The 13,441-nt window shown below is 71.1% G+C and carries 11 protein-coding genes; 4 read left to right on the top strand and 7 right to left on the bottom strand.

Going from position 1 to position 13,441, the window contains the following annotated elements; translation table 11 throughout:
* Window positions 1-16 precede the first annotated feature (16 nt).
* From DFS13_RS11290 to DFS13_RS11305, 4 genes are read right to left on the bottom strand one after another with little or no spacing between them, the layout of a single operon-like run.
* A complete protein-coding gene (locus DFS13_RS11290; protein WP_006493195.1) occupies window positions 17-1,315 on the bottom strand; it encodes an MFS transporter in 1,299 nt (432 codons plus the stop codon).
* Between the two features lie 43 nt (window positions 1,316-1,358).
* Window positions 1,359-2,501, bottom strand: a complete 1,143-nt coding sequence (locus DFS13_RS11295; RefSeq protein ID WP_034202729.1) for a CaiB/BaiF CoA-transferase family protein — start codon at window positions 2,499-2,501, stop codon at window positions 1,359-1,361.
* Window positions 2,498-3,685, bottom strand: coding sequence for an acyl-CoA dehydrogenase family protein (locus DFS13_RS11300; protein ID WP_034202730.1), 1,188 nt, complete (start codon window positions 3,683-3,685; stop codon window positions 2,498-2,500). Before DFS13_RS11300 ends, DFS13_RS11295 begins: the two co-directional genes overlap by 4 nt.
* Window positions 3,686-3,696: 11 nt before the next feature.
* A complete protein-coding gene (locus DFS13_RS11305; RefSeq protein ID WP_006483606.1) occupies window positions 3,697-5,250 on the bottom strand; it encodes an AMP-binding protein in 1,554 nt (517 codons plus the stop codon).
* 101 nt (window positions 5,251-5,351) lie between these two features.
* On the opposite strand from DFS13_RS11305, the gene DFS13_RS11310 reads away from it, so the two are divergent.
* Together DFS13_RS11310 and DFS13_RS11315 are read left to right on the top strand one after the other, a co-directional pair.
* Entirely contained in the window at window positions 5,352-6,269 is a 918-nt protein-coding gene (locus tag DFS13_RS11310) for a LysR family transcriptional regulator (RefSeq protein WP_060212734.1), read from the top strand.
* 117 nt (window positions 6,270-6,386) lie between these two features.
* A complete protein-coding gene (locus DFS13_RS11315; protein WP_006483609.1) occupies window positions 6,387-7,727 on the top strand; it encodes an MFS transporter in 1,341 nt (446 codons plus the stop codon).
* Window positions 7,728-7,738: 11 nt separating this feature from the next.
* Here DFS13_RS11315 and DFS13_RS11320 read toward each other — a convergent pair whose 3' ends face one another.
* Together DFS13_RS11320 and DFS13_RS11325 are read right to left on the bottom strand one after the other, a co-directional pair.
* Window positions 7,739-8,749: a 3-hydroxybutyryl-CoA dehydrogenase gene (locus DFS13_RS11320; RefSeq protein ID WP_060212736.1), complete on the bottom strand. Its 1,011-nt coding sequence runs from the start codon at window positions 8,747-8,749 to the stop codon at window positions 7,739-7,741.
* Window positions 8,746-9,852 (bottom strand): NAD/NADP octopine/nopaline dehydrogenase family protein, encoded by a 1,107-nt coding sequence (locus DFS13_RS11325; RefSeq protein ID WP_006495631.1) that lies wholly within the window; start codon window positions 9,850-9,852, stop codon window positions 8,746-8,748. Before DFS13_RS11325 ends, DFS13_RS11320 begins: the two co-directional genes overlap by 4 nt.
* 149 nt (window positions 9,853-10,001) lie before the next feature.
* Here DFS13_RS11325 and DFS13_RS11330 point away from each other — a divergent pair, with 149 nt between their 5' ends.
* Window positions 10,002-10,970, top strand: a complete 969-nt coding sequence (locus DFS13_RS11330; RefSeq protein WP_060212739.1) for an AraC family transcriptional regulator — start codon at window positions 10,002-10,004, stop codon at window positions 10,968-10,970.
* Window positions 10,967-12,004: a LysR family transcriptional regulator gene (locus DFS13_RS11335; RefSeq protein ID WP_060212741.1), complete on the top strand. Its 1,038-nt coding sequence runs from the start codon at window positions 10,967-10,969 to the stop codon at window positions 12,002-12,004. The genes DFS13_RS11330 and DFS13_RS11335 overlap by 4 nt, the downstream gene beginning before the upstream one ends.
* Before the next feature lie 26 nt (window positions 12,005-12,030).
* Here DFS13_RS11335 and DFS13_RS11340 read toward each other — a convergent pair whose 3' ends face one another.
* Window positions 12,031-13,149: a porin gene (locus DFS13_RS11340; RefSeq protein ID WP_060212743.1), complete on the bottom strand. Its 1,119-nt coding sequence runs from the start codon at window positions 13,147-13,149 to the stop codon at window positions 12,031-12,033.
* Window positions 13,150-13,441: the final 292 nt, after the last annotated feature.

Genomic DNA, 13,441 nt, shown 5'->3' on the forward strand with positions numbered 1-13,441 from the left:
GATGCGATGCGCGGCGCTAGCGGCCGCACGCGCCGACCGGCGAATCGGCGCGCGCCGCTTCGCCCGAGAGACGCCGCAGCGAGCGCTGCGGATCGAGGCACCAGGCGCCGAGCACGCCGCACGCGATCAGCACGACCCCGCACACGAGGCTGGCCTGTTCGAAGCCGTGTGCGACCGACGCGCCGGCGCCCTCGATCAGCATCCCGGTGACAACCGGCGCGCCCAGGCCCGCGAGCGACGCGAAACCGTTGCTGAGCGCGAGCACGCCGCCGCGCTGCGCGTCCGGCGTCACTTCGGCGAGCATCGCGGGGCCGATCGAGTACATGGTCAAGGTGAGGCCGCTGCCGAGCGTCAGCAGCACGAGCTTGGCCGCGCGCGGGACGTCCGGCACCGGCAGCATCGCCAGCATCGCGCCGGCGACCGCCAGCGTGATCGCGATGAAGGTGCCGCGGCCGTGGCGCGACGGCATGCCGCGCGCGAGCAGGGTCTGTGACAGCCATGCGAGCGCGAGGCTGAGCGGCGACGTGACCGCGACGAACAGCGCGAACATGCGGCCGGCCTCGTGCGGCCCGAAGCCGAGCCCGAGTTGCAGGTAGGTCGGCATCCACGTGAGCGTCATCGCGAGAATCCAGTTCGCCGCGAAGTGGCCGAGGAAGTTGCCGAGCACCGTGCGGTCGGTCAGCAGCCGGCCGTACGGCACGCGGTCGCCGCCCGCCGCGCGCGGCGCCCGCGCCAGCGTGCCCTCCTCGCCGAGCACCGCCCACGCAATGCACCACACGGCCCCGAGCAGCGCGAGCACCGCGAAGTTCGCGCGCCAGCCCCAGTGCGTCGTGATGACTGGAATCGACAACCCCGCGATCAGCAGGCCGAGCGCGCTGCCCTGGTGCAGCAGCGCGACGGGCAGGTTGCGCCGCGTATCGGGAAACCACTTGTAGATCGCGTGCGTCGCAACCGGCGACGCGGGGCCTTCGCCGATGCCGAGCAGCACGCGGCACGCGATGACGACCCAGATCGAGCCGGCCACCAGCATCGGCAATTGCAGCAGCGCCCACGCGGCGGCCATCGCGAACAGCAGCCATTTCGCGGGCCAGCGGTTCGCGGCGATGCCGCCCGCGACCGCCGCGACCGCGAACAGCCAGTTGAGGCTGCCGCCGATCACGCCGAACTGCGTCGGGCTCAGATGCAGGTCGCGCATCATCGGCACCGACACGAGGCCGAGCACGACCTTGTCGAGAAAATTCACCAGCATCATCAGCGCGAGCATCGTCGCGATGGACCACGCCCGTCCGGGGCGGTACTGCGCACCATTCGTCATGGCTGTCTCCTGTTTCGTTATCGTGGGCGGTCGGGGCGTCGCGCTACCCGCCGCCGTGCTCGCCAGGCGCCGCCACACGGTCGTCGCCGTCCGGCAGCCCGAGCGAGAATTTCACCGGGAAGCGCACCGCGAGCGTGCGGTCGGCCGCCACTTCGCGCGCGACGCCGCGAGCCCGCACCTGCGGATCGTCGAACAGCTCGCCGGCATCGGGCACGCGCGACACCGGCAGCCCGAGCGCGCCGAGCACGCGCATCCAGTCGTCCTGCGTACGCGTCGCGAACAGCGCGCGCAACTGCGCGCCGAGCGCGTGCCGGTGCTGCTGCCGGCCCGCACGCCGTGCGTAGCGCGGCTCCCGCAGCGCCGGGCATGCATCGCCGAGCGCGTCGGCGAACGCGGCCCAGAACTTGTCCTCGAACGTCGCGAGCGCGATGTGCCGCCCGTCGGCGGTTTCGAACAGGTCGTTGTCGGGCATCACCCAGCGGGCGGCATCCGGCGTATCGCGGCCCGTGCGCAGCGCCCAGGCGGCCGGAGCGGTCCACGCGAACATCGCATCGTGAATCGACACGTCGAGGTGCTGGCCGAGCCCGTTCGATCGCGCGCTCATCACCGCGACGGCCAGCGCGAGCGCCGCATGCATCGCGGCCGCATGATCGGCGAGCCGCACGCGCGGCCGCGCAACGGTGTCGTGCAGTTGCGCGGGCACCGACCAGTAGCCGGCATCGGCGAGAAAATTCAGGTCGTGGCCGGGCCGGTCCGCATACGGACCGTCCTGCCCGTAGCCGGTGATCGAGCACAGCACGATGCGCGGGTTCGCGCGGGCCAACGTCGCGTAATCGAGCCCGAGCCGCGCCATCACGCCGGGCCGGTTGCCTTCGACCACCGCATCCGCGTCGCGCACCAGATCGAGAAAGCGCGAGCGCCCGTCCGGCGTCTTCAGGTCGAGGACGAGCGAGCGCTTGCCGCGGTTGAACTGCGCGAACGTGTCGGCGCCAAACTGCCGCAACGCGTCGCCGCCCGGCGGCTCGACCTTGATCACGTCGGCGCCGAGCTGGCGCAGCAGCGCGCACGCATGCGGGCCGGGCAGCAACTGGCCGGCATCGACGATCCGCACGCCGCGCAGGCACGACCATGCGGGCGCGTGATCGTCGCCGGCCGGCCACGCGCCGCGCGTGCCGCGGGTCGTCATGCGTCGCGCCCCGCGCCGGCCGGGTCGAGAATCGCCTTCGCGATCGCGTTGCGCTGGATCTCGCTCGTGCCGGTCAGGATGCGGAACATCCGCAGCTTGCGGAACGTCTGCTCGACCGGATGGCCGCGCGTCACGCCGACGTTGCCGTGAATCTGCACGGCCTTGTCCGCGACCTCGAAGCACCGCTCCGACACGTACAGCTTGCACGCGGACGCCGTCATCCGCAGGTCGGCGCCCGCATCGGCGAGGGCCGCCGTGTGCGCGATCATGCTTTCGCACGCCCACAGCGCGGCCGCCATGTCGGCGAGCATGTGCTGGATCGCCTGGAAGCGCGCGATCGGGCCGCCGAACTGCCGGCGCGTGCGCGCATGGTCGAGCGATGCGCGATACGCGGACATCGCGAGGCCCAGCATCGTCGGGCAATGCAGCAGCCGGTTCACGTTGATGCGCGACATGCCGAGCCGGAAGCCGTTGCCGACCCCGCCGAACACGTTCTCGCGCGGCACGCGCACGTCGACGAAGCGGATGTCCGCGTCGATGTGCTGGCCCGACATCGGCACGTACTCATGCTGAACGCTCACGCCCGGCAGGTCGAGATCGACCAGCACGGCCGTGATCTGCGGCGGCGTCGCGGTTGCGTCGGTCACGCACATCACGATCGCGAAATCGGCGAACGGCGCGCCGCTGATGTAGTGCTTCGTGCCGTTGATGACGAGTGATTCGCCGTCCTCGACCGCCGTCGTGCGGATGCTCATCGCGTCCGAGCCCGAGTGCGGCTCGGTCAGGGCGAAGCACGTCGATTTCTCGCCGCGCATCACCGGCCGGAAATAGCGGTCGAGTTGCGCGGTGGTCGCGTACTTCAGCATGTTGCCGATGCGCGGCGGCCCGCCGAGTTCGCCGAGCACGTGCGGCGCGAGCGCCGCGCCGCAGGCGGCCAGGTCGGCCTTCAGCGCGCACACCTCGGCGATCGACAGCCCCTGGCCGCCGATCTCGACGGGCAGGCTCGCGGTATAGAAGCCGAGCGCGGCCGAGCGTTGCCACACGCGGCGCAGCACGTCGCGCGGCCACACGTCTTCCGAGTCGAGCCCGAGCTCGCGCTCGATCGGGCGCAGCTCGTCGTCGACGAAGCGCAGCACGGCCGCGCGCAGCGCGACGAATTCGGGGCGTTGCAGATGATCGAACATGGCGGGCTCCTTCAGTTGACGCGACGCGTGACGCCGCGCCAGTACGGCTCGCGCACGAGCTTGCGGGCGATCTTGCCGCTCGCGTTCTTCGGCAGCTCCGCGACGAAATCGACCGAGCGCGGCGCCTTGTAGTCGGCGAGCTGCGCGCGGCAGTGCGCGACGAGGTCGGCCGCCTGCGCGGCATGGCCGGCACGCAGCACGACGACGGCCTTCACGGCCTCGCCCCACTTGTCGTCTGGCACGCCGACGACGCAGGCCTCGAGCACGCTTTCGTGCCGGTACAGCGCCGCTTCGACTTCGGTCGGATACACGTTGAAGCCGCCCGAAATGATCATGTCGTGCTTGCGGTCGACCAGGTAGATGAAGCCTTCTCGATCGGTGCGGGCGAGGTCGCCGGTGTGCAGCCAGCCGTCGATCAGCACCTCGCGCGTCAGCTCCGGCGCATTCCAGTAGCCCTGGAACACGTCCGCGCCGCGAATCACCAGCTCGCCGATCGCATCGCCCTCGACTTCGCGCCCGTCCGCATCGACCACCCGCACTTCCGTTTCGCCGAGCGGCCGGCCACACGACGCGAGCCGCTCGCGGTCGTGCAGCAGCGCATGCGCGTGATCGGCGATCCCCAGCCGCGTGACGCCCGACGTCGATTCGCTCGCGCCGTAGCCTTGCGACAGCACCGGGCCGATGCGCGCCCATGCTTCCTCGATCCGCGCGGGCGCCATCGGCGCGGCGCCGTAGCCGAGCACCTTCAGGCTGCGCAGGTCGGCCTGCGCGAGCGCCGGCGTGTTGAGCAGCATGTTGACCATCGCCGGCACCATGAACGTGTGCGTGATGCGCTGGCGCGCGACTTCGGCGAGGAATTGCGCGGGCTCGAACGCGTCGAACAGCACCAGCGTCGCGCCGCAGAACAGGTAGGGCTGCATCAGCATCCCCGACGCGTGCGTGATCGGCCCGATCAGCGCGAGCCGGTCGCCGGGCTGCGCGGGACGGTCCATCCCGAGCACGATCTTGCGCAGCGACGCGAGCCGGTTGCCGTAGCTCTGCATCGCCGCCTTGATGCGCCCGGTCGAGCCGGACGAGAAGTGCAGCACCGCGAGATCGTCGGCCGCCGGTACGTAGTCGGGCGCCGTATCGCTCCCCTTCGCGAGCAGCGTTTCGTAGTCGAGGTAGCCGGAGACCGCGCCGTCGAGCGACACGAACCGCTCGACCGACCCGAAGCCCGGCGAATCGGGCGTGTAGTCCGTATAGCCGCGCCCGCCGATGAACGCGACGGGCGTGCAGTTGCCAACGACGTCGGCGGCCTCGGCCGCCGTGAAGCGCGGGTTCAGCGCGGCTTTCACGAGACCCGCCTTGTACAGCGCGCACTCGATCTCGACGAGCTCGATGCAGTTGCGCGCCTGCACGGCGATACGCTCGCCGCGCGCGAAGCCGAGGCCGCGCAGCGCGTTCGCGAGGCGCGTCGAACGTTCGTCGAGCTGACGGTACGTGACGGCGCGGTCGCGGTGGACCACGGCGGGCTGGCTGCCCCAGTAGCGGGCCGCGCGCCGCAGGAAATAGGCGAAGCTCAAGACGATTCTCCTGGTCGAACAGTGCCGCCAGTCTGTAAGATGCCGAGGCATCACCACAATGCATTACCGGATATAAAGTCATAACCGACAGGAATCCCCTGATGGATACCCGCGATCTGGAGTACCTGCTGGCCGTGGAGCGGCACGGCAGCATCGGCAAGGCGGCCGACGCGCTGGGGCTGTCGCAGCCCGCGCTGACCAAGGCCGTGCAGCGGCTGGAGGCGCAGGTCGGCGTGACGCTGTTCGAGCGCACCGCGAACGGGATGACGCCGACGCCGGCCGGCGCGCGTTTCGTCGCCCGCGCGCAGCGGATCGCGCTCGAATTCGACGATGCAATGCAGGAGATGCGCGCGATCCGCGGCGGCGAACAGGGCGTCGTGCGGGTCGGCTACTCGCCGACCGTGCCCAACGCGTTCGTGCTCGGCGCGTGCCGGCAACTGATTCGCGAGCGGCCGGCCGCGCGGCTGCGGCTGCGCTGCCGGCTCGCGCGCGAGCTGCTCGACCTGCTCGCGGCCGGCGAGCTCGACCTGGTGGTGGCGCCCGAGCCGCAGCAGCCGGACCCCGCGCTCGACACCATCGCACTGTTCGACGACCGGCTCACGGTGCTCGCCGACGCCGCCCACCCGCTGCAGCGCAAGCGCGCGCTCACGCTCGCGGATCTCGCCGACCAGGAATGGCTGCTGCCGGAGACGACGATCCCGGTGCGGCACCGGATCGACGACGCATTCCGCGCGCGCGGGCTGCCGGCGCCGCGCCTGCGCGTCGAGACCGATTTCGGCAACACGTCGCTGCTGCAGTTGCTGCGCGGCACGTCGCTGCTGTGCGTCGGCGGCGCCGATGCGCTCACCCAGGTGACCGGGCTGCGCGCGCTCGACCTGCGGGCCGGCGAACTCGAACTGGACCGCCGCATCGGCGCGATGCACCGCGCGGGCGCGTACGTGCCGCCGCTCGCGCAACGGATGATCGCGCTGCTGCGGGAAAGCGCCGCAGCGCGCGCCGACCATCATTTGCGGGAGTGATGACACTCCCCTTTTTCTGCGGATTTGACCGGGAAGCGGCGGGCCGACAACACTAGCCCGCAGTGCCGCATGCATCGCGAAGACGGCACGCGCCTGCCTCCCCCTTCAGAGTCCGCCATGTACCCGACCGACACCGTGCAATCCCCGGGCGCCGCTGCCGCGCCGCTCGCCGACCGGCAACTGCGCCGGATCGTCATCGCCTCCGTCGCCGGCAACGCGATGGAGTGGTACGACTTCTTCGTGTACGGCACGGCCGCGGCGCTGGTGTTCGGTCACGTGTTCTTCCCCCCCGGCGCCTCCCCGCTCGCGGGCAGCCTCGCCGCGTTCGCGGCGTTCGCGCTCGGCTTCGTCGCGCGGCCGCTCGGCGGAATCGTGTTCGGCCACGTCGGCGATCGCTACGGGCGCAAGGCGTCGCTCGTCTGGACGCTGCTGATCATGGGCGCATCGACCTTCGCGATCGGCCTGCTGCCGACCTATGCGCAGATCGGCCTGTGGGCGCCGGCCGCGCTCGTCGTGCTGCGCCTGCTGCAGGGCATCGCGTCCGGCGGCGAATGGGGCGGCGGCGTGCTGATGATCAGCGAGAACGCGCCGCCCGGGCAGCGCGGCTACTACGCGGCGTGGAGCCAGCTCGGCGTGGGCGGCGGCTTCGTGCTGTCGTCGATCGCGTTCCTCGCCGCGCAGGCGCTGCCGGACGACCTGTTCCGCGCGTGGGGCTGGCGGCTGCCGTTCCTCGCGAGCATCGTCATTTTCGCGATCGGCATCTATATCCGCCGCCATCTGCCGGAAAGCCGCGACTTCGAACAGGCCGGCAAACGCGGCGCGCACACGCACTTGCCGATCGTCGAGTGCATCCGCCGCCATCCGAAGGAAATCCTGCTCGCGATGGGGCTGCGCGTGGCCGAGAACGGCGGCGCGTACATCTTCCTCGCGTTCTCGCTCGTCTACGGAAAATACCTCGGGATTCCGAACGGCACGATGCTGACCGGCGTGATGATCGCGATGATCGTCGAAATGGGCGCGATGCTCGCCTGGGGCCGGTTGTCCGACCGGATCGGCCGCAAGCCCGTGTACCTGATCGGCGCGCTGAGCCTCGTCGCGTGCGCGTTTCCGTTCTTCTGGCTGCTCGACACGCGCGTGACGCCGCTCGTGTGGCTCGCGCTGACGGTCGGCACGGCGGTGAGCCACGGCGCGATGATCGGCACGCTGCCCGCGCTCGTCGGCGAGCTGTTCAGCACCGAAGTGCGCTACTCGGGCGTCGCGCTCGGTCACGAAGTGGCATCGATCTTCGCGGGCGGGATGTCGCCGCTGATCGCGACCGCGCTGCTCGCGCGCTATCACGCGTCGTGGCCGGTGTCGCTGTTCCTCATTGCGCTCGGCCTCGTGACCGTCGCGACGCTGTGCGTGATGCGCGAGACGCGCACCACGCCCGCCGCCGGTTCGCGCGGCGACCCGGCATGATCGCGCGCCGCTCAGCGCCCGGCGTCGCGCCGCGCGCGGTCGAACGCCGGCGCCAGCCCGAGATGGTCGAGCAGCCGCGCGAATTCGCCGAGCCGCTGCCGCATGTACGCGGGCACGTCGACCGCCGCATAGTCGTGAAAGCCGGCGCCCGTGCGCACGCCGTCGCGGCCGGCTTCCATGTTGCGCACGACGCTCGCGGCCGGCGCGAAGCGCGGGCCGATTTCGCCGGCCAGGTACGTCGACGCGTAGTACAGGATGTCGCAACCGCCCCAGTCGATGAATTCGAGCAGCCCGAGCACCGCGAAACGCGGGCCGAAGCCGGTGCGGATCGCAGTGTCGATGTCCTCGGCGCTGGCCACGCCTTCCTCGACCATCCGCGCGGCCTCGTTCATCGCGAGCGCCTGGATGCGCGGCACGATATAGCCGGGCGCCGGCCCGCAGATCACCGGCTTCTTGCCCACGCGTTCGAGCAGCGCCGCGAGCCCGTCGACGACGGCCTGATCGGTCGCCTCGCTGCGGCTGACCTCGACGAGCGGCATCAGCAGCGCCGGGTTCAGCCAGTGCGCGTTCAGCATCCGCGCCGGGTGCGTGACGTGGCGCTGCAATTCGGTGACGACGAACGTCGACGTGGTCGACGCGATCGTTGCGTGCGCATCGACGTGCTCGCCGAGCCAGCGCAGCGCGTCGGCCTTTGCATCGAGCACTTCGGGCAGCGCCTCGAACACGATGTCGGCATCGCGTACCGCGTCGGCCCCGCCGTCCCGCGCCACGAGCGCGATGCGCGCGACGACGGCATCGGCCTGCGCGGCGTCGATGCGGCCGAGCGCGATCTGCGCGTGCAGCGGCCGCACGATCTCGTCGCGCGTGCGGCCCTCGAATGCGCGCCACGCGTGCACGTCGCGCGGCTTGAAGTCGATCAGCGTCACGTCGAGGCCCGCGAACGCGAACACGAGCGCGATGCCCTGCCCCATGCGTCCCGCGCCGAGCACGTGAATGCGTGTCACATCGGCGGCCGCCTTCATGCCGAATACCCCGCGTCGAGCAGCGCGCGCAGCGCGTCCTTCGACAGCGCCGCGAGCCCGAGCCGCTCCAGCGTGCGGCCTTCCCCATACAGGTCGCGCACCGCGACCGCACTCGCGATGCTCAGCAGCCCTTGCGCGACGGGCGTCGGCACGCCGGCCCAACGCCCGCACGACACGATGAACGACAGCCCGAGCCGGGTGTCCTCGAGCATGTAGCGATGCGCGCGCAGATCGATCTTCTCGCGCCAGTCGCCGCTATCGGTCAGCTTGCCGTGCGCGCCGCGCCCGTACATCCACTCGTCGCCGTCGGTCGCGTAGTGATCGGCGAGCGGAAAATGCGGCGCGCGGTAGCCGAGCGCTTCGCGCACCGCGATGCGCTCGGCGTCGAGCGCGTTCGTCACGCGGCGGATCGACGGCTGCGTGCCTTCGTTGTGGATGTCCCACGCGTCGAAGTGTTCGAGCGGGCCGGCGTTCATCAGGATCAGCGGCGGATGGATCACCGGGCCCGCGTTCATCAGCGCGCCGGACAACGCATCCTCGACCGGCTCGACCGACGGATAGCCGGCGCGCAGCACGTCGAACGCCCAGCCCGCCGCATTCGCCGGCCACACGCCGGTCGGCAGGCGCGTCGCGTATGCGCTGATCACGACGTCGTTGTCGCCGTGCTTGCGCACCAGGTACGGCAGCGTGCCCGTTTCGGCGAACGCGACGCGCGAACGGTTGCCGGCATCGGCCGCCGCGCGGGCGAACACGGCACTGCCGAACGTGCCGGGCGGCAGGAACACGACCTGGCCATCCTCCAGCAGCGGCGCGGCCTGCGCGGCGAGCGCGTCGTGCGACGTGGCCGGCAGCGGCACCACGACGAGTTGCGCGCCGCGCAGCGCGGCGGCGAGATCGTCGGTCAGGCGGATCGCGCCCGGCGCATCGCCGAGCGGCACCGAACGCTTGCCGCGATAGTCGGCGACGTTCAGCACGCCAAGCTCGCGCAGCCGCGCATGCGGCTCGCGATCGCGCCGCCACCACGTCACGTCGTGGCCTTTTTCGAGCAGGTCGATGGCCGCCGCATGGCAACCGTGGCCGCCGCCCAGAACACATACCTTCATCGTTTTCTCCCGGTGATCGAGTATGTCCGAGACTACGCGGCCGCCCGCGCCGCGTCGCTTCAAAACGCGCAACGACGCGCCCGTTCGCGCAACGCAATCGCGGCGATGCGCAGGCCGCGGCGCTCCCGTATCCGCCACGAGGTCTAGGCATGGACATCGCCCTTTCCCGCCATGCGCCGAACCGGCTCGGCACGCTGCAGGCCCCCGACGAGGTCGAACGCGCGGTCGCGCACCGGCTCGGGCCGCACCGGATGGCCGCGTCCGGCCGCGATCCGTTTCACGCGGAGCTGTACGAGGTGCCGCTGCATCACGGCGCGCTGCTCGAACTCTGCTACGGCCGCGAGACACGCATCGATTTCGGCGACGATGCCGATCACTTCCTGTTCCGGCTGACGCTCGCGGGCGCATGCGAGCTGCAGGCCGGCAGCGTCGTCGCACGCGCCGGGCCCGGCGAGCTGACCGTGTCGTCGCCCGCGCTCGCGAGCCGCCTGCGCACGAGCCCCGATTGCCGCAACCTCGTGCTGCGGCTCGAACGCGGCGCGCTCGAACGCAAGCTGCAGGACATGCTGCAGGCGACGCTCACGCGGCCGCTGCAATTCGACCTCGCGGCCGGCGGCACAGGCGCCGCGCTCGTGCTGCCGACCTTCGAGTACCTGTGCCGGCTCGGCGCGCAGCCGGGCGTCGGCACGGCCTCGCCGGTGTTCGGCGCCGACCTCACCGCGTGGCTGATGTCGCTGCTGCTCACGCACCTGCCGCACGCGTACAGCGACGCGCTGCTGCGCGGCACGCCGCCGCTGCCCGCGCACGTGCGCCGCGCGTGCGATCACGTCGATGCGCATCTCGGCGAGCCGCTCGCGCTCGCCGCGCTGGCGGCCGTCGCGGGCGTCGCGCCGCGCACGCTGCAGCATGCGTTCCGCGCGTTCCTGCACACCACGCCGGCCGCGTACGTGCGCGAGCGTCGGCTCGCCGCCGTGCATGCGGCACTGCAACGCGGCGACGCGCGCAGCGTGACCGACGTGCTGATCGCGCACGGCATCCATGGCTTCGGCCATTTCGCGAAGGCGTATGCGCGGCGTTACGGCCACCCGCCTTCCGTCACCGCGAGGCAGACCCGATGACGCTCTCCGCTCCCGGCCGCGCGACGGCCCCCGCCCGCCCTGAACCCGCGCCGCACGACGGCGACGCGCCCGACGGCCTGCGCGTGCAGGATCTCGATCTCAACCTGTTGAAGACGTTTCGCGCGGTGTACGAGGAGCGGCACGTCGGCCGCGCGGCGCTGCGGCTCGGCGTCACGCAGCCGTCCGTCAGCTACGCGCTCGGCCGGCTGCGGCTGATGTTCCGCGACGCGCTGTTCGTGCGCACCGGCACCGGCGTCGAGCCGACCCCGCGTGCGCAACGGCTCGCGATCTCGGTCGACAAGGCGCTCGCGATCCTGCAGGACGTGCTCGACGAAGGCTCGCGCTTCGCGCCCGACAGCACGCAGCGCGTGTTCCGCCTGCACATGAGCGATTTCGCGGCGAGCGCGTTCCTGCCGACGCTGCTCGCCGCGTTCGACCGGCGCGCGCCGGGCGCCGTGATCGAGACACTGCACGTCGACGAATGCCAGCTCAACGTCGCGCTCGAATCGGGGCGCATCGACTTCGCGCTCGGGCATTTTGCCGATGCGTCGAGCCACTTCCAGCGCACCGCGCTGCTGCACGAGCGCTGCGTGCTGCTGATGCCACGCCGCACCGCGCAGCGCGTCGGGCTGCCCGACGATTTCGTGCTCGACGGCACGGCGCCCGATGCGTTGCGCTTCGTCGCGGTCACGTCGCATCCGCAATCGATGCAACTGCTCGAACGGCACGAGCTGATGCCGCGCGTGCGCGCGGCGCTGCCCGATTTTCTGGTGGTGCCTGCCCTGCTGCAGGGCGGCGATTACGCGCTGATCCTGCCGGAGACGATCGCGATCACGTTCGCGGCACGCCAGCCGTGCGTGCTGTACGAGATCGCCGGCGCCGGCGAATGGGCCGTCAATGCGTACTGGCATCGCCGCTTCGACGCGGACCCCGGCCATCGCTGGCTGCGGGCGCTGCTGCTCGAACTGTTCAATATCGGCGAGCAGGCGCCGTTCGACGCATGGCTCGCGCCGCAGCCGCCCGCCTGCGCATAGCGGCGCACGCGGGGCCGCCGCAACGCTCAGAACGACGTGAGGATGCCCGCGACGAGCGAGCTGGCGGTCGCCCCCGGCTTCGCCACCGCGACGCCGCCGCCCGCCGCGCCGTTGACGACGAAGCGCGCATGCGCGCCGTTGCGCACCATCGCGGCGCCCGTGTACAGCACCGTGCGCTTCGACAGCGGATAGTCGAAGCGGATGCCGTACGAATCGGCGTTGCCGTCGCTGTCGGCCACCTTCCGGTAATGGCCGATGCTCAGCAGCAGCGACGCGCGCCCGATCGGCACCGTCGCGCTGAGTTCCATGATGTCGCTGTGCGGATACGCGCTCTGGCCGTCGATCGCGGTCGCCACATCGGGGCCGCCGCGATGGCGCAGGTACAGCGCGGCCACTTTCACGACGCTGAAGTCGTACGAAATCGCGCCGAGCGTGTAGTTGCCGTTCGCGGCCGGGCTCGTGCTGCCGAGCGTGGACGCCGCGACCGGACTGAACTTCTGCTGCATGTAGTCGACGTCGACCGACAAGCCGCCGCGCACGTAATTGATGCCGGCGCCGTACGTATCGCCGAGCGTCGCCGGCTGCCCGGCCGCGCCGTTGGCGCCGCGTGCAGCCATCGCGCGCAGCATGAAGCCCGCGTAGCGCGGCGACGTGTAGCGCATCGAGTTGCGCACGCGCAGGAACGCGGGCCCGACGAAATTGTTGGTCGCGTTGCCCCAGGCGAGCCCCGCGCCGAGCCCCGGCAGGCTGTACGTGACGAGCGTCGTATGCAGGATCGTGTAGAGCTCGCCGAACTGCACGCCGCCGAACGGCCCGGTGATGCCGACCCACGCTTCGCGGCCGAACAGCGCGCTGCTGTTCGACAACGCGCCGCTCGCCGCGTTGAAACCGTCCTCCAGCTTGAAGATCGTCGCGTAGCCGCCGCCGAGATCCTCGACGCCCTTCAGCCCCCACTGCGACGCCCACAGGTTGCCGCTGCCCATGCGCGTCACGTGGTTCGGCCCGGCGTTCGCGTATTCGATCGCGGTGTCGATGCGGCCGTAGAGCGTCACGCTCGATTGCGCGACGGCCGGCAGCGCGATGCATGCGAGCAGCGCGGTAAGCGGTACGGCAAGCCGGTCGGCCCGCCCGTTCGGATGGTTCATCTGCGTCGTCCCGTAGAAGTTGCGGCGCCTGTCGGCATCGCGCCGCTTGATGTGAAGCGCGTTCGCTTTCAGATGCGAACGCTGCCGATAAAAACCGGGCCGAGTCTAGGAACGACAATTTCGGACGTCGACGCAATGCGCTCTATAACGCTTATAGATGCGCCGCATGACGCGCGCGGGCCCCGCCGCACGCGCGCTGCACGGCGGCCCGTGCGCACGGTCTCGGTGTTTTCTTTATCCGGGTCGGTAAATGTCCGTGTGGCGCGGCTGTCACTCCGGCTATGGCGGCCGA

This window comes from Burkholderia sp. 28_3, from assembly GCF_003253915.1.
GTDB classification, from domain to species: Bacteria; Pseudomonadota; Gammaproteobacteria; order Burkholderiales; family Burkholderiaceae; genus Burkholderia; species Burkholderia cenocepacia.

What these genes read in the sequence shown, in the direction of transcription:
- DFS13_RS11325 (WP_006495631.1), bottom strand. Translation starts at nt 9,852, where the DNA reads ATGAAGGTATGTGTTCTGGGCGGCGGCCACGGTTGCCATGCGGCGGCC.
- DFS13_RS11315 (WP_006483609.1), top strand. Translation starts at nt 6,387, where the DNA reads ATGTACCCGACCGACACCGTGCAATCCCCGGGCGCCGCTGCCGCGCCG.
- DFS13_RS11300 (WP_034202730.1), bottom strand. Translation starts at nt 3,685, where the DNA reads ATGTTCGATCATCTGCAACGCCCCGAATTCGTCGCGCTGCGCGCGGCC.
- DFS13_RS11335 (WP_060212741.1), top strand. Translation starts at nt 10,967, where the DNA reads ATGACGCTCTCCGCTCCCGGCCGCGCGACGGCCCCCGCCCGCCCTGAA.
- DFS13_RS11340 (WP_060212743.1), bottom strand. Translation starts at nt 13,149, where the DNA reads ATGAACCATCCGAACGGGCGGGCCGACCGGCTTGCCGTACCGCTTACC.
- DFS13_RS11290 (WP_006493195.1), bottom strand. Translation starts at nt 1,315, where the DNA reads ATGACGAATGGTGCGCAGTACCGCCCCGGACGGGCGTGGTCCATCGCG.
- DFS13_RS11330 (WP_060212739.1), top strand. Translation starts at nt 10,002, where the DNA reads ATGGACATCGCCCTTTCCCGCCATGCGCCGAACCGGCTCGGCACGCTG.
- DFS13_RS11310 (WP_060212734.1), top strand. Translation starts at nt 5,352, where the DNA reads ATGGATACCCGCGATCTGGAGTACCTGCTGGCCGTGGAGCGGCACGGC.
- DFS13_RS11295 (WP_034202729.1), bottom strand. Translation starts at nt 2,501, where the DNA reads ATGACGACCCGCGGCACGCGCGGCGCGTGGCCGGCCGGCGACGATCAC.
- DFS13_RS11320 (WP_060212736.1), bottom strand. Translation starts at nt 8,749, where the DNA reads ATGAAGGCGGCCGCCGATGTGACACGCATTCACGTGCTCGGCGCGGGA.